Annotated in this window: 21 protein-coding genes; 13 read left to right on the top strand and 8 right to left on the bottom strand. The window is 47.6% G+C overall.

Features of this window, described 5'->3' with window-relative positions; translation table 11 throughout:
• The first annotated feature begins 53 nt into the window (after nt 1-53).
• The gene (locus BBR47_RS21725; protein WP_041749563.1) at nt 54-449 is read left to right on the top strand and encodes a hypothetical protein; all 396 of its coding nucleotides are present in this window, start codon (nt 54-56) and stop codon (nt 447-449) included.
• Nucleotides 450-608: 159 nt separating this feature from the next.
• The gene (locus BBR47_RS21720; RefSeq protein WP_015892570.1) at nt 609-1,388 is read left to right on the top strand and encodes an N-acetyltransferase; all 780 of its coding nucleotides are present in this window, start codon (nt 609-611) and stop codon (nt 1,386-1,388) included.
• A gap of 21 nt (nt 1,389-1,409) precedes the next feature.
• Here BBR47_RS21720 and BBR47_RS21715 read toward each other — a convergent pair whose 3' ends face one another.
• Nucleotides 1,410-2,291: a LysR family transcriptional regulator gene (locus BBR47_RS21715; RefSeq protein ID WP_015892569.1), complete on the bottom strand. Its 882-nt coding sequence runs from the start codon at nt 2,289-2,291 to the stop codon at nt 1,410-1,412.
• A 125-nt stretch (nt 2,292-2,416) separates the two neighbouring features.
• Between BBR47_RS21715 and BBR47_RS21710 the strand changes: the two genes are divergently transcribed.
• Both BBR47_RS21710 and BBR47_RS21705 read left to right on the top strand, forming a co-directional pair.
• Entirely contained in the window at nt 2,417-3,199 is a 783-nt protein-coding gene (locus tag BBR47_RS21710) for a SagB/ThcOx family dehydrogenase (protein WP_015892568.1), read from the top strand.
• A 160-nt stretch (nt 3,200-3,359) separates the two neighbouring features.
• Nucleotides 3,360-3,911: a nitroreductase family protein gene (locus BBR47_RS21705; RefSeq protein ID WP_015892567.1), complete on the top strand. Its 552-nt coding sequence runs from the start codon at nt 3,360-3,362 to the stop codon at nt 3,909-3,911.
• 42 nt (nt 3,912-3,953) lie between these two features.
• Here BBR47_RS21705 and BBR47_RS21700 read toward each other — a convergent pair whose 3' ends face one another.
• On the bottom strand, nt 3,954-4,436 hold the full coding sequence (locus BBR47_RS21700; protein WP_015892566.1) for a DinB family protein: 483 nt from the start codon (nt 4,434-4,436) through the stop codon (nt 3,954-3,956).
• Nucleotides 4,437-4,581: 145 nt separating this feature from the next.
• Here BBR47_RS21700 and BBR47_RS21695 point away from each other — a divergent pair, with 145 nt between their 5' ends.
• Complete coding sequence (locus tag BBR47_RS21695; RefSeq protein ID WP_015892565.1) at nt 4,582-5,505, top strand: LysR family transcriptional regulator; 924 nt, start codon at nt 4,582-4,584, stop codon at nt 5,503-5,505.
• 165 nt (nt 5,506-5,670) lie between these two features.
• The gene (locus BBR47_RS21690) at nt 5,671-6,441 is read left to right on the top strand and encodes an ANT(4')-I family aminoglycoside nucleotidyltransferase (protein ID WP_015892564.1); all 771 of its coding nucleotides are present in this window, start codon (nt 5,671-5,673) and stop codon (nt 6,439-6,441) included.
• A 90-nt stretch (nt 6,442-6,531) separates the two neighbouring features.
• Here BBR47_RS21690 and BBR47_RS21685 read toward each other — a convergent pair whose 3' ends face one another.
• The 5 genes from BBR47_RS21685 to BBR47_RS21665 form a co-directional block, all read right to left on the bottom strand.
• Complete coding sequence (locus tag BBR47_RS21685) at nt 6,532-6,906, bottom strand: YybH family protein (RefSeq protein WP_015892563.1); 375 nt, start codon at nt 6,904-6,906, stop codon at nt 6,532-6,534.
• A 534-nt stretch (nt 6,907-7,440) separates the two neighbouring features.
• Complete coding sequence (locus tag BBR47_RS21680; protein ID WP_015892560.1) at nt 7,441-8,175, bottom strand: amino acid ABC transporter ATP-binding protein; 735 nt, start codon at nt 8,173-8,175, stop codon at nt 7,441-7,443.
• Nucleotides 8,176-8,192: 17 nt separating this feature from the next.
• Nucleotides 8,193-8,888: an amino acid ABC transporter permease gene (locus BBR47_RS21675; protein ID WP_015892559.1), complete on the bottom strand. Its 696-nt coding sequence runs from the start codon at nt 8,886-8,888 to the stop codon at nt 8,193-8,195.
• Nucleotides 8,875-9,708, bottom strand: a complete 834-nt coding sequence (locus tag BBR47_RS21670; RefSeq protein WP_015892558.1) for an amino acid ABC transporter substrate-binding protein — start codon at nt 9,706-9,708, stop codon at nt 8,875-8,877. The genes BBR47_RS21675 and BBR47_RS21670 overlap by 14 nt, the downstream gene beginning before the upstream one ends.
• Nucleotides 9,709-9,788: 80 nt before the next feature.
• A complete protein-coding gene (locus BBR47_RS21665; protein WP_015892557.1) occupies nt 9,789-10,616 on the bottom strand; it encodes an amino acid ABC transporter substrate-binding protein in 828 nt (275 codons plus the stop codon).
• Between the two features lie 809 nt (nt 10,617-11,425).
• Here BBR47_RS21665 and BBR47_RS21655 point away from each other — a divergent pair.
• From BBR47_RS21655 to abc-f, 4 genes are all read left to right on the top strand, one after another.
• Nucleotides 11,426-11,827 (top strand): hypothetical protein, encoded by a 402-nt coding sequence (locus tag BBR47_RS21655; protein WP_015892556.1) that lies wholly within the window; start codon nt 11,426-11,428, stop codon nt 11,825-11,827.
• Between the two features lie 13 nt (nt 11,828-11,840).
• On the top strand, nt 11,841-12,779 hold the full coding sequence (locus BBR47_RS21650) for an AEC family transporter (RefSeq protein ID WP_015892555.1): 939 nt from the start codon (nt 11,841-11,843) through the stop codon (nt 12,777-12,779).
• A gap of 99 nt (nt 12,780-12,878) precedes the next feature.
• Entirely contained in the window at nt 12,879-13,676 is a 798-nt protein-coding gene (locus tag BBR47_RS21645) for a stalk domain-containing protein (protein WP_015892554.1), read from the top strand.
• A 455-nt stretch (nt 13,677-14,131) separates the two neighbouring features.
• Nucleotides 14,132-16,060 carry a ribosomal protection-like ABC-F family protein gene (abc-f, locus tag BBR47_RS21640; protein WP_015892553.1) on the top strand — a complete coding sequence of 643 codons (1,929 nt, stop codon included), beginning with the start codon at nt 14,132-14,134 and terminating at the stop codon, nt 16,058-16,060.
• Nucleotides 16,061-16,124: 64 nt separating this feature from the next.
• Here the strand turns inward: abc-f and BBR47_RS21635 are convergent, their stop codons facing one another.
• A complete protein-coding gene (locus tag BBR47_RS21635; protein ID WP_331383482.1) occupies nt 16,125-17,462 on the bottom strand; it encodes an MFS transporter in 1,338 nt (445 codons plus the stop codon).
• A gap of 22 nt (nt 17,463-17,484) precedes the next feature.
• Between BBR47_RS21635 and BBR47_RS21630 the strand changes: the two genes are divergently transcribed.
• From BBR47_RS21630 to BBR47_RS21620, 3 genes are all read left to right on the top strand, one after another.
• Complete coding sequence (locus BBR47_RS21630) at nt 17,485-17,883, top strand: hypothetical protein (RefSeq protein ID WP_015892551.1); 399 nt, start codon at nt 17,485-17,487, stop codon at nt 17,881-17,883.
• Nucleotides 17,880-18,086, top strand: coding sequence for a YqgQ family protein (locus BBR47_RS21625; RefSeq protein WP_015892550.1), 207 nt, complete (start codon nt 17,880-17,882; stop codon nt 18,084-18,086). Before BBR47_RS21630 ends, BBR47_RS21625 begins: the two co-directional genes overlap by 4 nt.
• 189 nt (nt 18,087-18,275) lie before the next feature.
• On the top strand, nt 18,276-18,863 hold the full coding sequence (locus tag BBR47_RS21620; protein WP_015892549.1) for a DedA family protein: 588 nt from the start codon (nt 18,276-18,278) through the stop codon (nt 18,861-18,863).
• Nucleotides 18,864-19,052 lie beyond the last annotated feature (189 nt).

Below are 19,052 nucleotides of genomic sequence, written 5' to 3'. Positions count from 1 at the left end.
CCTTTATGCTTAAAGTATAATAGCTCGATTTCAAAAGAGGAGGAATCAGAAAGTTGAAGTTCTATCGCTATGTGTTAAGTATCCCACCTTTGGATTGGGAGTGTTGCTTTCTTAGCATTGAGGAGTATAAGCAGAGCTTTGCGAATAAGTATCATCAAAATATAGAGTATTACAGGCAAGTTATCGGGGATTGTCAAAAGCATCTCGTTGATATCGACAACCTTGCTGTTGTGACTTATAAAGATCTATGTGCAAGCGTTCATTCTGCTGAGCTGCGCTGTCCAGCCATGATTTTCTCCATACCGAGTGGCGATCATCGAGGATCAGCTTTGTTTTGTATCATGTACAAGCTTGAAAACGACGGGGATACGTTTATTTACTCTCCTGTTCCACTTGTTCATCTAGAGCAAGATCAAGCAGGTGAAATAGAGCTTTCATTGTTCGAATGAAAAAACCAACTAGCTATTCACTACTTCTCCTTTTTCTATGACAAGAAAAAAGTGGTAAAATATACATAACTACTCAGCTACCAAAAACCAACCACTTTTATTTAAAATCCTCATCCGTGATCGTTGATAAAAGCAGAGGAAAGGTGGAGGCGGTAAACAATGGGGTATATAGAAATCACGAAAAAGAGTATAGAAACGGAGCACATATGCTGTGCATTAGGTGCAAAACAATACGAACATTCAGTAGCCGAGAAGAAGAAGTGGCTGACAGAGCGAATGGATGAAGGTTTGGTTTTTTATCGCTTGGATGAGCGAGCAAAAGTGTTTATTGAGTACTTGCCTGCGGAAATGGCATGGGTTCCAATGGAAGCGCCCAATTATATGTACATTAACTGTTTGTGGGTGTCTGGCAGATATAAAGAGAACGGGCATGCGAAACAATTGTTGCTTCATTGCAAGGAAGATGCTATCAAACGTGGTATGGACGGAATCGTTCATATCGTAGGGAAGAACAAGTACCCGTATTTGAGTGAGAGGCGTTTTTTTGAGCATATGGGGTTTGAGCTGGCAGACCAAGCAGAGCCGTATTTTCAATTAGTGGCATGGAAATGGAATGAACAAGCCGCTATGCCGTCCTTTAAGAAAACAGGAACGACTTCTTCAAAGGAGAAAGGCGTCACCATTTATTACACAGCGCAGTGTCCATTTGCTGTTGGTGTTTTGGAAGAGCTGAGAAAAGTAGCGGAAGCGAAAAGTGTTCCCTTTCATGCGTACAAGCTAACAACGAGGGAAGCAGCACAGAACGCGCCTGTCATATGGACGACCTTTGGCCTGTTTTATGAGGGGGAATTTATTACCCATGAAATTATGAGTGCCAATAAATTTGAAAAATGGCTAACAGAGCTTCTCGCACACCAAAAGCCCCGCCCATCCCAATAGGCGAGGGCTTTGTTTGTGTGACTACTTGCTCGTTGGCGCAAAATCCATTCCTTTTACATATTGCTGGCTGTGAACGGCGAACTCTGCCGTGAGTGGGGAGATCGACTGCCAGTTGCGCACCGCGAGCACCACTTCCCGTGTAATCGGGGGTGACAGAGGGATCGCGACGACTTTGGGGATGACAGGTGGCATGTACAGCTCTGGCATGATGGTGACGCCGATATACTCCTGCACCATGGTCAATATTGTATACACCTCACGCACTTCAAACGTAACTGTTGGGGTGATTTGATTCTCTTGCAGCATTTTTCGGATGCAGCCATCCTTTGGCATGATAAAGCAGCGTTCCGCAATTTCGGAAAAACGAAGGGTCTGACTGTCCTTCAACGGATGGGTATCTGGCAAAATGACCATCATTTCGTCTTGTAAGAGCGGCAACGTTTGCATTTCCTTATCAGGCATAACGGTAAAAGCAATGTCGACAACCGAGCTGTGCAGCCAGTTGCTAATTTCATCACTGTCGCCTTCCAAAAGCAGGATGTCCACAGCCGGAAACCGCTTGCGAAAGCTGCCCAAAAGTCCAGGCAAAAAGCGGGAGGCGACGCTGGGGATCGAGGCAATACGCAAGGTGCCGGACGAAATCCCGCGGGCCACGTTTGCTTCCTCCGTCATGCAGGATGTGATGTTCAAGATGTCACGAGCGTGCGAAAGCATTCGTTCTCCGATGCTCGTCGGAGTGATCCCGCTGCGACTGCGCTGAAAAAGGCTGACGCCTAGCTCTTTTTCCAGGGACTGAATCATCTGCGAGACGGCGGATTGCGTAAAGCCGATTTCTTCTGCTGCCCGCGTGAAGCTACCAGCTTTTGCTGCGGCGACAAACACTTGCAGTTGGGTAAGCGTCATGTCTCCTCGTTCCTTTTCATTAGTTTTATCTTATGAAAAACATTATAAATCATTGTTTTACTAATGGAAAAGAGCTTCGTATAGTAAAAGACATCACCACCAAGCACATACGAGGAGGAACATAGATGCATCCCGAATGGCAGCGAATTGCAAATGAATTTATCGAGGCGACCTCTTACCGGGTAGGCGAGCTAGAAAAAGGCTGGGCCTCTCGTTATGATTTTTCCAAAAGACCAGCGACGTATTTGCGCTTTGAAGAGGTGTTTGCACGCATAGAATTGGGCAAGCCGCAGTTTCCAGCATCCGTCGATTTGTGGGAGGTCCTCGCTAATCGAAGATCCAAGCGTAATTTCTTGAAACAGCCCATGACGCTTAACGAATTGAATCTCTTGCTGTGGGGGACACAGGGGATCACAGATGATATGGGAGACTATCAATTACGCACGACGCCATCTGCCGGAGCTCTGTATCCGATTGAGACGTACCTGATGATCAACAACGTGGAGGGACTCGAGAAGGGCCTGTATCACCTGGATGTACAGAACTGGTGCTTGGAGGGACTGAAGAAAGAAGACACGTCCGAGATTGCCTATCTGTTCACGGAAGAACAAGAGGTGACGAGACGGGCTGCAGTCAATTTCGTTTGGACAGCAATGGTAGATCGCACGAAAGACAAATACAAAGAGCGTGCGTACCGCTATATTTGGTGGGATTCCGGGCACGTATCGCAAAATCTGCATTTGGTAGCAAACGGATTGGGGCTTGGGGTAACGACGATTGGTCACTGGATGGATCATGACATGAACGAATATTTAGGAATTGATGGCACGTCCCATCTGTCTGTTTTGATGGCATCAGTGGGCAAAATCGCAGGCGGACATTGGCTGACGGACCGACGGCCGGAATAAGCAGGTAAAAAGGATGCGCATAAAAGTCGCATCCTTTTTTCATCTTGATGGTGTGCAGTTTCGTTTACTTCTTACTTGATTTTGCCGAGTGTACACGATAACATATGTTCTAAATAAGAGTGATAACCATTATCAAAGTATGGAAGTCTAAGAGAAGAGGGTGACCGTTGTGTCCATTGCCAAAATCATTCGAGAGCGCCGCTCTATTAAAAAAGACTATAAACCAGATACTGTGTCCGAAGAACTTGTTCTAGAGCTGTTGAATGACGCCGTATACGCGCCGAACCATTGTATTCGTGAGCCATGGAGATTTATGTTTGTATCTTCAGAGAAAAAAGAAGCGTTTGTCGAGAAGTTGATCACCTGCTATCCGCCTGAAGCCCATCAGGCGCGCAGAGACATGTACAACCAGCCAGTAGCTTATTTGGTTGTTATCATGAAAGAAGATCCGCGCCAAAAACAATGGGAAGAAGATTTCAGTGCGACGGCTGCTCTCATTCAAAACTTCCAGTTGCTCGCATGGGAGCGTGGACTAGGCGTTGTGTGGAAAACAAACGCGCACAACTGGGACCCGAAGGCACACGCTATTTTGGGTGTTGCGCCAGGAGAGAAAATCGTTGGTTTCCTGCACCTCGGTTTTTTCGATCAGGAAAATGTACCAGCAGCTCGCACACGCACACCTGCCGAAGAAAAGTTCACTCGGTTCGAATAAACGAAAAAACGAGACCAATCGAAGGTCTCGTTTTTTTTGTAACTACTTTGCTGCTGCTTCCTGTGCGATGACTTTTACCATACTGGAAATGATTCCTAGATGGATGGACTCGTGCATGAGGGCAAAGTTAAAGACTTCTCCTACCGTCGTAAATTGGAAGGGACCCATTGTAATGGGGGCAGGCAAAGCTGCTTCTAGCTGCTCAGGGGTAACGGAGGCCAGCAGATCTAGTTGTACGGACAAGTAGTGAATGAGTTCATCTTTCGAGGGAGGTGCAGTCGTCCAGTCAGAAGGCTTCGTTCCCGTCTGAAAAAGAGTAGAGTAAGAAGCGGGCAGGTCAGATTGGTAAGGCAAGCCGATGGACAGGAAATGCTGAAAACAAAAGACGATATGCCCGATATTCCAGCGAAGTGTATTTGAAAAAGCGGGAGATTGAACATCCAATAGCTCCTCAGGAATCATGGGAATCTGCTGCAGACCAATTTGACGAACGGATGTGGCAGAAGTGATCATGCTTTGAGACATGAGACAAAACCTCCCTATTATTTTCCTATGATTGACAGCGCTCTTACCGTCATCTAAAGTGTACGTCGTAGGGGAAAACGCAACAATCATGCTTTTCCGATGAGAATGATTAGTAAAAATGATCATGGGCGCAAGGGGTGAAGCAATGGAGCTCAGGCAATTGGAGTATTTTATGGCAATATGTGAGGAAATGCATTTTTCCCGGGCCTCAGAAAAGCTATGTACCTCTCAGTCCAACCTCAGCCAGCAAATCAAGTTTTTAGAGAATGAGCTGGGTGTCCCGCTGTTTGACCGCTTGGGCAAGCGAATCACGCTGACAGAAGCAGGAAAGGTATTGCTGGAACAGAGTCGGCATGTTTTTTCCCATATCGACTACGCACGTGAAGCAATTGCAGCCATGAAAAACAACGAAGGGGGCACGCTCACGATCGGTGTCCTGCCTGGCGATGCCGATTTGTTGTTTGATGCTCTTCTTGTAGAATTCCACCGCTTGTATCCGAAAACATCCTTATCTGTCATAGAGTCTACAAGAATCGTGGAGCAAATCACATCCGGCGAGATTGATTTGGGCGTGACGGTGTTACCTGAGCCGGATGAGAGAATCACTGTCATTCCGCTATTTCACGAAGAGTTCGCGCTTGCCGTTCATCGCGCACATCCACTCGCCAAGGAAAAGGCAATCAAGTTTGGGCAGCTTCAAGAGGTAAAAATGGTGATGTTTCCGCCGGATCATCAAGCAAGACAGCTCATCAATCGCTATTGCATACAGGAAGGCTTTCGTTTGCAGCCTCATATCGAAACCACCACACTCCAGTCTCAATTGAGTCTTGTAAAAAAAGGGATCGGAGGCTGTATCCTGCCTAGCTTACTGCTGCAAAACGTAAACGACGACGAGATTGCGATCATCAATCTCTTGCATCCGACACCCAGCCAAGACATCTGTCTGGTTTATCGCAAGGACAAATATATGGGGTTCGCCGCTCGTACCTTCATCGATACGCTACAAGCGTATATTCAATCGGCCATCGACAACGCCCAGGCTTCCGCCATCAATAATAATCACTCGTAAGATTTTCCTTTCCTTGGTAAAATACATATCATAACGAACAGTACGATCTGGTCGATGGGAGGAAGTTCACATGCATCCAAAAAAAGTCCCCCGTTAATCCCGAGGTCCTCCATTCATGTATTTGTGTCAGCTCACCTCAAAAAATATCAAGGGAGATGTACGTAAATGAACATGAATGGACCTGTAAAAATGTCTCGAAGTGAACGATTTCAAACCTGCCAAGAAATTGCTGCGAGATTGCATGACGTGTACAAAGAAAAGATTCTGGCCATTGGGGTGTATGGTTCTATTTCTCGTGGGACAGACGGCCCTTATTCGGATATCGAGATGTTTTGTGTACTAGAAGAAACAGGGGAAGAAATAGAATTTAGCTACGAATGGTCAGCGGGGCCTTGGAAGGCGGAAGTGAATGTGTGCAGTGCAGATGTTTTGCTGAACACTGCCGCTACTGTCGAGGATGATTGGCCGCTGACACACGGCCCATTCTTTTCTCCGCTGAGTCTGTACGATCCGAAGGGCTTTTTTGAAACGCTCAAAAAAGCAGCGGAATCACCGGCGCAGGAAGAGTTCACAGAGAATATCAACGGTATTCTCGTAGGGGAAATGTACGAGTTTATTGGCAAGTTGCGAAACGTAAATCTAGACGGTCCACATACCTATCTGCCCTATTTAGCCATGCAATTTGCCCAATACGGTGCGATGTTGATCGGGCTGCATAACCGAAAGCTGTACTCGACAGGGGCCAAGGTTTTGCCAGAAGCGCTGGAATTGCCGCATCGCCCGGCTGGATACGATCAGGTAGCCAGATTGGTAATGGCGGGAGATCTGACTGATCCAGTAAAAATCGTTACTGCTTGCGAAGCATTCTGGGATGGTCTCCAAGAGTGGGCTGCACAACATCACTATGTGATTCATTCAGAGCGAATTCCTTTTTAATGGATAAAAAAACAAATGAGACCCTTTGTACGTAGGGGTCTCAACCTTCCAAGAAAGCCTTGCTTCCTAGCGAGGCTTTTCTTTTTTTGCTTACTCAACTTTGCCGCTCAAATGCTCATGAATGAGCTTCCATTCATCTGTCTCCGTTTTCGTAAAAATATTCGTGGCTCTGCCACTTCCCTTGACGAATTCCCCGTTATAATAGCCTTGATATTCATACGTATATACACAGCTAGCGGATCTTTGATCGACAGCAATCCACTGGACATCCGTAGCCGCATAGACTTCATCCTTGATCAGATGCCATGCATTTTCAAAGTAAGCGCGGATCTCACTCATCGATGTACAAGTCTTGTCGGAAAACCAGTAAATAGCATTCGGATGAAGCACTTTCTCTACATTGGCAAAGTCATGTGTATTAGTAGCGTCCATATATTGCGCGAACGCCTGTTTATATCCTTCCACAAATGATCCCTCTCTCCGCTATAAATGGTCTATTTATCCATATTTTATAGGTTTGCGGCAAAGAAAAAAAGCCCGCCCGATGTAGAAGGGGGCTATTCGGGCGGAAATGGAGGACGTAATGTCCATCGTAGGGTCTGACACATTCATGATAGTTGTCTGATGTTAAGGAAGAGTAGAGAGAACATGAAGCATTTGTTAATTTTTAGGTTTTGTCTAAATGCCGAGGGCAAGCACCCGTTTTTTTTCTTTTTGATCGCTGGGATAGACAGGCATCCATACAGGGGAGATGCGACTGTCATAAGCTGAATGCAGTACTGATCCTTGCCAGCAGATCGGTGCTTCCATCTGATCTCAATGAGAGGGGGAGAGAAGATCATGGGTTGCAATCGCGATGGTTTCGGCTTTTTTGGTGGCGGGTTCATTTGGATTCTCATTATTATTTTTCTAGTGATTTGCTTCTTTGATGATTAAGGTACGCTTGCAAAGAAAAGACTCTGTGCTCTTATACAAGAGACAGAGTCTTTTTTCTGGTTACTACTTCAAATGCTGCAAAAACTGACGTGTACGTTCCTCACGCGGCTTTGCGAACAAGTGGGAAGGTGTATCTCGCTCCACGATGACGCCTTGGTCCATGAAAATCACCTCGTCGGCAACTTCACGGGCGAACCCCATCTCGTGTGTGACGACGATCATTGTCATTCCTTCCTGGGCAAGCTCCTTCATCACCTTCAACACTTCGCCAACGAGCTCCGGGTCGAGAGCGGAAGTAGGCTCGTCAAATAGCATGACTTGCGGGTCCATCGCCAGTGCGCGGGCAATCCCTACGCGCTGCTGCTGTCCGCCAGACAACTGTGCAGGAAAATGGTCCAGCTTGTCACCGAGACCAACCTTTGTCAGGAGAGCAGCGGCTTTCGCACGTGCTTTTTCTTTGTCTTCTTTTTTGACAGTGACGGGCCCCTCCATCACATTTTCAAGGGCTGTCATGTGCGGGAACAGATTGTAGTTTTGAAACACCATCCCGGTTTGCTTCCGCAGCTTCGGAATACTTGTTCGCTCAACTTTTTTGGAAAAGTCCAGCTTGACGTCCCCGATCTGGACGCTGCCGCTGGTCGGAACCTCAAGTGCATTCAGGCAGCGAAGCAAGGTTGTTTTGCCGGAGCCAGAAGGACCGATGATAACAACTACCTTTCCTTTTTCCACCGAGAGGGAAATGCCTTTGAGCACATGTAAGGTGTTGAATTGTTTATGCACATCCGTGATCGTAATCATTCGTTTTCACCTGCTTTTTAGACATAACGGTCCAGCTTGTTTTCGATGCGATCCTGGATAATGGAGAGTACGAAGCAAATCACCCAGTAGATAAGGGCTGCTTCCGCATAGACGAGCAACGGCTCATATGTCGCAGCAACGACTTCTTGGGCTTTGCGAAACATTTCCGGTACCAGAACGACCGAAGCCAGCGAAGTATCCTTGACCAAACTAATAAACGAGTTGGACAAAGGAGGAATGGAGACGCGAGCTGCCTGAGGGAGCACGACCCTGCGCAGTGCTTGCCAGTAGGTCATTCCCAGAGAGTAGGCTGCTTCCCATTGCCCTTTTTGAATCGACAAGATCGCGGCACGTACTACCTCGGAAGAGTAGGCACCGACGCTGAGAGAGAAGCCGATGATTGCCGACGGTATCGGATCGATCATCAAGCCGATGCTCGGGAGGCCATAAAAAATGATGAACAATTGGACCAATAAAGGGGTACCGCGAATGATCGATACATAAAAGCGGGCGATGCCAATCAGCGGCTTAATGCCGGATAGTCGTGCCAGCGCAGTGAGAACGGCAAGGATCAGACCAATGAAAAAGGCAGCGATGGCGATTGTTAAAGAATAGAGCAAGGCTCCTTTCAACAGAGGAAGAAAGGAGCTTTGCGCGATATCGATCCATCGGTTCAGGCGTTCTGGGTTTTCAAAGAAGCTACTTAGAGACATCTGCACCAAACCATTTCTCTGATATTTTTGCGAGGGTACCATCTTTCGTCATGTCATCCAGTGCTTTGTTGAATGCATCAACCAGCTCTGTGCTGCCCTTGCGGAAGAGGAAGCCGTTTTTCGCTACGTTCGGATCTTTTGCGATAATTTTGATCGGAACATCAGGTTTTTGCTTCATGAAGTCCAACAGGGAAATCCCATCGTTGATCGTAACGTCTACACGCTTGGAAACAAGCAGGTCAATCGCTTGGTTAAAGCCTTCCACACCGACGATTTCCGCTCCGTTTTTCTTCGCGATATCTGTGAGGTTGCTCGTCAATGTTTGCGCTGCTTTTAGACCTTTAATATCCGCAAAGCCTTTTACGGTCGTGTTGTCTTTATGGGTGACAAGGACTGCTGTGGAAACGGTATATGGATTGGAGAAATCGTATTTTTCCTGACGATCAGGGCGAATGCCTACCTGATTCGCTACGACATCAAAGCGCTTGGAGTCAAGTCCAGCGAACATGGCATCCCATTGTGTTTCTTGAAACACAGGTTCGACGCCGATGCGCTTTGCTACCTCTGTCACGACCTCCACATCATAGCCTGTCAGCTTGCCAGACTGATCGTGGAACGTAAACGGCGCGTATGTGCCCTCGGTTCCGATCAGCATTTTACCGTCAGCTTTTACTTTTTCCAACAAGTTTTGTTCTTTTTTCTCTTCTGTTGGGGCAGGAGCGGCACTATTTTGCGGTGATTGTCCTGTTGAAGACGACCCGCAACCTGCCAATGCGACTAACAGAGTGGAAGCGAGAAGGGAAAATAATAGTTTTTTCATAAAGTAACCCCCACTAAACCGATGTGAATTTGAATAGGAACATACTAAAAGGGACAGACAATTTTGTCAACGGCTAAGAATTACTTCGTGATATCTTCGCCGAACCATTTGACGGAAATTTTGGAAAGGGTGCCGTCCTGCTGCATCTCATCGAGCACCTTGTTAACCGCATCAATCAATTCCGTGCTACCTTTGCGGAACATGAAAGCGGTTGGTTGGCCTTCTGTATTTTTCGCCACGACTTTGATTGGCGTATCCGGCTTTTGTTTCAGGAAATCAAGCACCGACAAATTATCGTTGATCACTACGTCCACGCGTTTTTGCGCGATCAGGTCAATCGCCTGATTAAAGTTGTCTACACCGACGATTTCTGCCTCATGGGAGCGTGCGAGGTCAGCGTAATTGCTGGTCATGGATTGTCCGGCTTTTAAGCCTTTAATATCCTTGAAGTCTTTGACGGTGTTATTGTCCTTGTGCGTGACCAAAACCGCACGGGAAATCGTATATGACTTGGAGAAATCGTACTTTTCCTGACGATCAGGACGGATTCCTACCTGATTGGCAATGACGTCAAAGCGTTTGGAGTCGAGTCCCGCAAACATGGCATCCCACTGGGTTTCCTGGAACACAGGCTCTACACCGAGTCGCTTGGCAACCTCCGTGATTACTTCCACATCATAGCCAGTCAATGTGCCCGACTGATTATGGAACGTAAACGGAGAGTATGTACCTTCCGTACCAATGACGAGTTTCTTCTCGGCTTTCACTTTTTCCAGCAGATTTTGCGAAGCTGCTTGATCAGCAGGCGGAGTCGTATTATTCGGCTGAGAAGGAGAACCGGAAGTGCTACAGCCAACCATTCCCAGTAGCAGACAAGAGAGTAAGGTAGAAAGAATGACTTTTTTCATGTTGTAATCCCCTTTATGTTAATCGGATTTCATGGATTCATAGTAGTGGTCGTTCATGCCTTTGTCAATCTTTAAATTGTTAAATCCTATTTGATTACTTTGAATTGAGAACTATACAGCTGCGGTGAAGAGAAGAATATTTCCAGTCTAGGCTCCAGGCTACGTCCTGCTGGGGGTAAAGACTGTCCGCTCCGAAGGGATTCGCGGGGAAACGCAAAAGTGGTAGCCGCTACGTCGCGTGGGCACGGTTGCGTTTCTGATGCCCGCGAATCCCTTCTCCGCTCGGTAGGACTCCACAAGTCGCTACGTCTGGAAATATTCTTCTCTGTCGTAACTGATGACATTTCTTCCATTCTTTTATATCTCTAAAAGCCTGTTTAAACACGGAAAGCTCGTAGAGGAAACAGGAGAAAACAGCGAAGATCTTTGGTACACCGACTTAGACGGAATGCAAAAAGCGAAACACGCCTTTAAGCGTCCACCTCTGAAATACATCCTGAAAGGACCACTTTGGACGCGGTTTCGCTTTTTGCATGGAGGCGGGCAGTCAACCCCACAGCGGGTGGGACAAGAATCTGAGCGTTTTCTCCTGTTTCCTCCCCACCACTACAGTAACGACATACCGGCTATCTCTTTTAAGGATTCTCCATTCACGCAGTAGCTATGTGCATGAGACGAAAACTTGGCGCAGAAGTAGTGGTTGAGGTTCCCCGTCAAGAAGCGTACAATTAGTACGAATTGAAAGGCCTACAAGCAATGACGTGCTTGTTCTTCATAGGAGAGCGCACCGACAAAAGGAGTCAATCAACATGTTAAACGACTGGCGTATGTATACAGATGGAAGTGGAATCGAGCAAAAGCATGTAGCCTGGCATGAAGTGCTGAAGGAAATCGCTCAATTGGATGGAGTAACGCGGACGTTGGTTCACGCAGCGTACGGAGACCATGTTGATTTGGTCGTAGCAGGCGGGAACAACGGCAAAGTATTGGTGCAATGGAAAGAACACGAGCCTTCTGAACAGCACTTTGTCCTTGCGGCAGACAAGCAATCGGCGGTGATGTCCACACTCGTCATTGAGGGTAGTGAGGTTGCCTTCCCCCTTTCCTGGTGTGTTCCGCTTGAGCAGGTTGTTCCCTTGTGCGGGGATTTGCTCCGAACATGTGAAAAAGGGGAGCCGGCAAAACTCGAATGGCTTCCGGTAGAAATGTAGGCAGGAGGGCAGCATGGAACTACAAACGTTGCAGCAGTCCATCCTCATCATGGCCGTCATCATTGGGATCGGTAGCTTAATCGGCTACCGACAACCCTTGACTGCGGACTCCCGCCAACTCGTCATCACGATTATTATTAACGTGGCCATGCCGTGCATTATTTTAGACGGGATCTTTCAGACAACCATTGATCAACAAATTCTATACCAAATTTTTGCAATATTCTTCATTTCTATTATCCTGAACTGCTTGGGTATTTTCATCGGCTGGTTAGGTGCGCGTGCTCTTCCGCTTCCTGTGAAAAAACGCCGGGAGATCGCGCTCTTGTCTGGCTTGGGGAATACAGGCTTCATCGGTTTACCGCTTTGTGCAGCATTGTTCGGGCCAAAAGGGGCACTCTTGGCAGCGATTTTTGACGCAGGTGTGGATGTTGTGCTATGGACAGTAGGGGTGATGATGCTCCAGGAAAAAGGAAGCTTCTCCTTGAAAGGGCTCAAGACACTCATCAACATCCCGATGATCGCGATTGTATTTGGACTCGGTTCTGCCATCATCGGTTTTGTGCCTCCTGAGCCTGTGAAGCAGCTTTTTGGAACGCTGTCCAAGCTTGCCTCTCCGTTAGCCATGATGTATATTGGTATGCTTTTGCCTATGTTTTTGCGCAACAAACCACAAGTATCCTTGAAGCTTTTGAGCATGCCACTCACGTTTAAACTCGTTGTTTTTCCGCTGATGACGGCGTTTCTTTTGTCCGTTTTTTCAATCGACAGCGATATCGTCAGCGTTTCCCTTGTGCAAGTAGCTATGCCCACCCTGACATTGGCCTCGATTTTGTTCGGGCGTTATGCAGCGGATGAGGAGATGGGGGCCATGACGACGGTTTGTTCCACCTTGCTGGCGCTCTTGTCCATCCCGGTTGTTCTGGTCATGGGAAATTGGCTTTTGCACTAATCTCTCGCCAATCTCAGTCATAGTGAAACGAAACAGAGGTAACCTATGTCTAACAAGTAAAGAATGACGAAAATGATGATGAGGGATGGAGGAACAACAATGAAAGGCAAATCGATTTTGGCTGTTGCCCTGACACTGCAAGTGTTGGCGGCTTATCCTGTGCAGGCGGCAGTGACTAGCACACCACAAACAACGACAAATGCGATACTGGTAAACGGAGAGCAATCTTCCTTGGCAAAAGCACCGATTCTCGTCCAGCAGCGTACCTATGTAACTGCCGAGGATGCGAGTCGGATTTTAGGAGGCACTTGGAAACAGGATGCAACGAATGGAGAAATGAAGCTGGCAAAAGGGACGCTGACGTTCCAACTCGTTACAGGAAAAGTAGCGTTGAATGGCAAGTGGCTGTTAGATGGGCAGGGCGCAATCGTGCGTGACAAGCAAGTGTATGTGCCGTTGAGATGGATGGCAGAGCAGGCCGGACATCAAATCACGTGGAATGCCGAGAAAAAGGCGGTGGAAATTGTGATGGCTGGGGAAGAGAGTGCCTTTACGCTTGTCGATGCCGATAAGCTGACAGAACAGGAACGTACGTTTATTGAATCGGTAAAAGAACAGCAAGGCATTCACAAGCAGGGAGATCTTTATGTCATCGCACGCGGGTCCTCACCGAATCCTGGCTACGGACTGCAGGTAACCAAAGTCGAGCAGAGCTTGGAGCAGCTTTTTGTGTATGTCAAACAAACGCAGCCTGATCCGGGCAAAATGTATCCGCAAGTAATTTCCTATCCGTATTTGACTGCAAAAGTGAAGTTGCCACCTTACACGACGATTTCCTTTCTAGATGCAGAGACGAAGAAGCCGCTGTTTCCCACAGAGGGCAACGGAAGCCGATAAAAAAATCGAACAAACGACGCAGAGGGCCTGCTAACGAGGAGCACGTAGCAGGCCCTCTTGTTTTTGTGTAACTCCTGATGTAAGATATGGTTGTGATTTCCTATCCCTTGAGAAATGGAGGTGTGTGTACGTGTCCGGAACTCTTCAAGCGTGGTTTGTGGTAGAAACTTCCAGTATGACGCATGATTTTACATTCAACGGGATCAGTCTGTCCTTTTTTGCGCATACAACTGAACGGAGTTTCCATAGGCGTACCATGCATCGATCAGGGGCGGTTTGTTCTTGTCTATAATGGGTAACTGACGTAAGGTCGGTCCCTTTCACGATGCCGCAGGTAATGGCCTGCGGCTTTTTTGCGTCCACTCGTACGTGCGGTGTGGTCTCAAAATTGTGCCGGGGCCACCAGGAAATCCATTATTTTGAACCGTTACCAACATTTCAAGGAGGAAACAATCATGATTATTGTCGCGACACAGCAATTGCAGAAATCGTACGGAGCCGATCCGGTTTTACAAGATATCACATTGGAAATAAAGGCAGGAGAACGCGTCGGGATCGTCGGACCGAATGGAGCAGGCAAAACCACATTGTTCAAGCTGTTGGCAGGTATCGAAAGCCCAGATTCTGGTGAGCTTTTTCGGGCAAAAGGAACGATATGGGCGTACCTGCCGCAAACGCCGAAGTATCCGGCGGAGTGGACGGGGGCCGATGTTGTAGCCAGTGCTTTTGCGGATGTCATCAAGCTGCAGGAGCAGATGCGCGAGCTCGAGCAACAGATGGGCTTGCTATACGAAAATGAACAAGAGCTAAACCGCCTCATGCTGCGCTATCAAAAGCTGCAAGATGAATTTGAACAGCGGGATGGCTATCAGTGGGAGACGAAAATGGCCCAGGTGACACAGGGCTTGGGAGTTAGTTCGGAGCTGTTAGCGACACCTTTTGCCCAGCTGAGTGGTGGGGAAAAGACGAAGGCTGGCCTTGCAAAGCTACTCTGCCAACAAAGCGATGTTCTGCTCTTGGATGAGCCGACCAACCATTTGGATGTGGAGTCGATGGAGTGGCTAGAGGAGTTTTTGAAAAATTATCAAGGCACGATCCTGATCATCTCCCATGACCGTTATTTTTTGGATGCGGTCGTCACGTCTGTCTATCATGTGGACGGAGGGGAAGCTGAATTTTATATCGGCAATTACAGTGCGTTCGCCACGGAGCGTGAGGAGCGCTTGTTGCGACAGTTTGCCGCTTATCAGGAACAGCAGAAACAAATCAAGAAAATGAAAGAGACAATCAAACGGCTCAAGGAGTGGGGCAATCGCTCCAATCCACCGAACGAAGCCTTTCACCGAAGGGCAAAAAGTATGGAAAAAGCGCTGGCGCGGATTGAACGTATCGAGCGACCAAAAATGGAAGCAGATCGCATGGGCTTGCAGTTTATGAAAACCGACCGAAGCGGGCAGGATGTGCTGAAAGCGACGGGGGTACAGAAAGCATTTGGCGGAAAACAGTTGTTTGCAGACGCTAGCTTTTTATTGCGCTACGGGGAGCGAAAAGCGCTGCTTGGACCAAATGGCTGCGGCAAATCCACGTTGATTCGCATGCTGCTGGGAGAGATTGAGCCAGACGCAGGTACGCTCAAAATTGGCAGCAGCGTAAAGGTTGGCTACTTGTCACAGCAAGCTTTGGAAGGGGACCAAAACCAACGTCTGATTGATGTTTTCCGCGAGGTAGCCAGCGTGACGGAGCCGGAAGCACGACATTTGCTGGCGCGGTTTATGTTTTACGGCGAACAAGTTTTCAAGAGGATCGGGCAGTTGAGCGGCGGAGAGCGGATGCGACTACGATTGGCCCAAATGATGCATCAGGAAATCAACCTGCTCATTCTGGACGAACCGACCAACCATCTGGATATTGAAGCGCGAGAAACATTGGAGGAAGCCTTGGCGGATTTTCGCGGGTCGTTGTTTATCATCTCGCATGATCGCTATTTCCTGCAGAAGATGGCAGATGGTGTATTTTGGGTAGAAAATAAGCGGCTGGTTCACGATGTGGGTTCCTATGAGGAAGCAAGGGAAAAGCAAAAACAAAGGATTGCTGCTCGTGCGGGTAAGCCAGAAGAAGAAATAGAGCGAAAGCAGTCAGCAGTCAAACAAGTCCAAGAGACGGCCGTGACGAATGCGACAGCAAAACGTCCAAATCCTTACAAACTAGCAGAGCTTGAACAAAAAATAGCCTCGTTAGAAGGAAGAAAAGGCGAACTGACTGCCTTGCTCCAAACTGAAGGGGCCGATTACGAGCAGTTAGTGGCTTGGCAACAGTTGATTGATCAGGTACAGCAGGAGATAGAGGTAACCTTTTCAGTTTGGATGGAGCTACAGGAACAGTAGGCTGCCATAAAAATAGCACCGCCAGCAACTTGTTGAATGCTGGCGGTGCTTCTTTTTGTATGACTTACGATTGCGCATGTGTGCTTGGTTCTGGAAGGCGGCGATAGCTGCTTACGAACCACAGGAGGAGCAACACCATCAAGACCCCTCCGAGGAAGAACGGACCGCCGTGGGAGACTTGGTAAACCGCTCCACCAGCTAATGGACCCAAGATCCGTCCTAGGCTATCCATCGAGCTGATTGCTCCACTTGTCACGCCTTGGCCTTGCGTGGTTCGCTGGGTGATCATTGCGGTGGCTGTCGCTCTGATCATGCCTTGTCCCGCCCCGAATAAGGAGAGGATCAGCGCCAGCACCCAAAAGTTACCCGATAACGGAATGGCGAAAAATCCAATGCCGTAAAGAATCATCCCGATGACGAGGACACTTGCTTCCCCTAGCTGCTTGACCATTCTTCCGATCAGCCCGCCCTGTACAGCGGCAGCGATCAAGCCCATGACGAGAAACATGTAGCCGAGGTCTATGGAGGTAAAACCGTACAAATCACTTATGTACAGGGCAAAAGTCGTTTCCAGTCCGGAAAAAGCAAAGGAAACGGTGAACAAAATACCGTACAGCAAGGACATGGATCCGAACAAAGAGACAAGCGGATTTTGCCGCTGTTCTTTTTGCAGATTCGCCCGTTTTTCTTTCGGCAGGCTTTCTGGCAAGGAAAACAGGATCAGGAAAAATGTAAGCAACGCCACGATACCCGAAGCGTAGAAGGGAACGGCAAAGCCGAATTTGCTGAGCAGTCCACCAATGACCGGACCGAAGACAAAGCTAAGTCCAATCCCTGCGCCAATGACCCCCATCCCTTTGGCCCGTTCTTCTGAAGGGAAGAGATCCGCTACCATTGCGGTTACGGTTGGCAATGCGGCAGCCGAGACGATTCCACCCAAAATGCGATACAGGAGCATTTCTGTATAACTGTCAGCGAGTCCAAACAGGATAAAGGTGATAGAAAAGCCGAACAGCCCAAATGATAGGAGTGGCTTTCGCCCGATTTTATCTGAAAGTGCCCCCCAAATCGGTGCAAACACCAGCTGCATAATATTGTAGCTGGCAAAAAGTACGCCAATTTGTAACGAAGTCGCACCCAATTTTTCCGCGAAAAAGGGAAGAATGGGGATAATGATGCCAAAACCGAGCATGATGAAAAAAGCAATAAAGAACAAGAGGGCAAGGTGCTTCTTATTCACTACGTCTACCTCTTTTCGCACAAAAATCTGTTCAAGCGAATTGTTTGCTTTTTCCACCTTACGTGAAGGAAATGTCGAAGTCAAGCCAGCAGCGTGGGCAGTTATAGCGAGACGTGCTATAATAGAAAAGAAACAAGAATGGCTACCTATATTGTCAAGTATATATCCATGAGGTGTTTGTTACATGTCTACTGCGATGCTATACTACCTGGCCTGGCATGAAGATGATTGGCTGGATGAAGTGCTCGATCGTTTTCCTGAGATTAATGCCATTGTGCCTTCGGTCAAAACGTTTGAGTTGCTGGCTAAACAAAGAGAGTCCGGAGAAGTTGAGCGAGCTGTCCTCGTTCTGAATGCGGCTGTCGAACAGGAGAGATGCAAAGAGTTTTTACGCTTGTTTCAAGAACACCCACAGCTATCCGCGGACCCTTTGTATATCGTCGGATTGAAACCGGAAGAGGAGGAGGCGTGGCAAGAAGCGTATCCACACGCGAAGATCATCGTCATTACCGGCTTTGCTGTCGAGTTTGATTACGATGCCGTCCTCGCAAGGATGGAAATCGATCTGGAGGGAGCTCATTGAAAATAAACCCGAATGAATTCGATTTGAAGGCGTTTCTGCACCGTTTCGGATTGGTTATTTATACAGGTGATCCTGAAGGGGATTTGCTGTTGATAGAAGATGAAATTCGGGAGCTATATGAGCTGAATGTCATTGACAAGGAAGAGTTCATTGAAGCCATGTCAGCGTTGCGCAGCAAGCGTAAGGCTGAGGGAAGAGAATAGAGCGTAAGAACGTGTTTGCCAAGCCGTGTGTAAGCGGTAGTTGGTGAACACGTTTTTTTGTTTGGGCATCTCGAATTTTATTTTGTAAGAAATTCTTCAGAAATACTTATCCTTTTCTTAAGGATTTCTGTCTTCTTTTGAAAGGTTTACCCGTTAGGATAGAGTGCAGAGAGAAAGGAGGCGGCACAGGTGGAGTTTACAGGGTATTACGAGCTATTCTGGGAGATGGTTACAGGCATGCTGGGAAAATTCATTCCTGATGAGATTACGGTCATGACCATGGGGGCACAGGTTGCTAATACAGGAGCGGACTTTTTTCCAGCATTTGCCATCATATACCCCGTTTTTTTCATCGTTTCTTGCGTGGGATACTTGCTGGGAGCGAAGGTATTTGGCTGGATGACCCGGAGGCTGGGCTTGCGTGCTGATAGACTATCGGCATTGCGCGGGTCAATGGGCTGGTTGCTTGCTTTTGGTATCTTTCTTCCGATTATTCGTCATATCGTGCCTATCCTCGCCGGTGCCAGCCGAATGTCGTTTCGGCAGTTCCTTCTATTCTTTTTGCCGAGCAGTATCGTTTGGACCTTGCATTACTTCGTGGCAGGCTACTTGTTCTTTGATCAACTGGAAATAATGATTGCCGGTGTTTATCAATATAGCAAAATTACATTGACGATTGTTTGTTTTGCAGGGTTTTCGTTCCTCATGATTCGCCAGTTGCAGCGTCTTGGTGGAATGAAAGGACCTCGAACGAATAAGCAACCACCTGTTTCGTAACCGATATGAATTCTTAGTGCAGCGTCTACTATCCACGAGCTTTTCGGATGGCAGGCGCCTTTTTTTATGCGGATTTATTATCGTTCTGTTCTGATACTTTTAAAAGTTTGTAAAGAAGAAGTTTACATTTGGTAACGATGGGGTAAATTACCAAATGTCGTCGTGTCATGAATTTCCATTTTAAAAAAT

Origin of the sequence: Brevibacillus brevis NBRC 100599, from assembly GCF_000010165.1 — a bacterium.
In the GTDB taxonomy this organism is placed as follows: domain Bacteria; phylum Bacillota; class Bacilli; order Brevibacillales; family Brevibacillaceae; genus Brevibacillus; species Brevibacillus brevis_D.
This window is presented reverse-complemented; position numbering and strand designations above follow the sequence as displayed.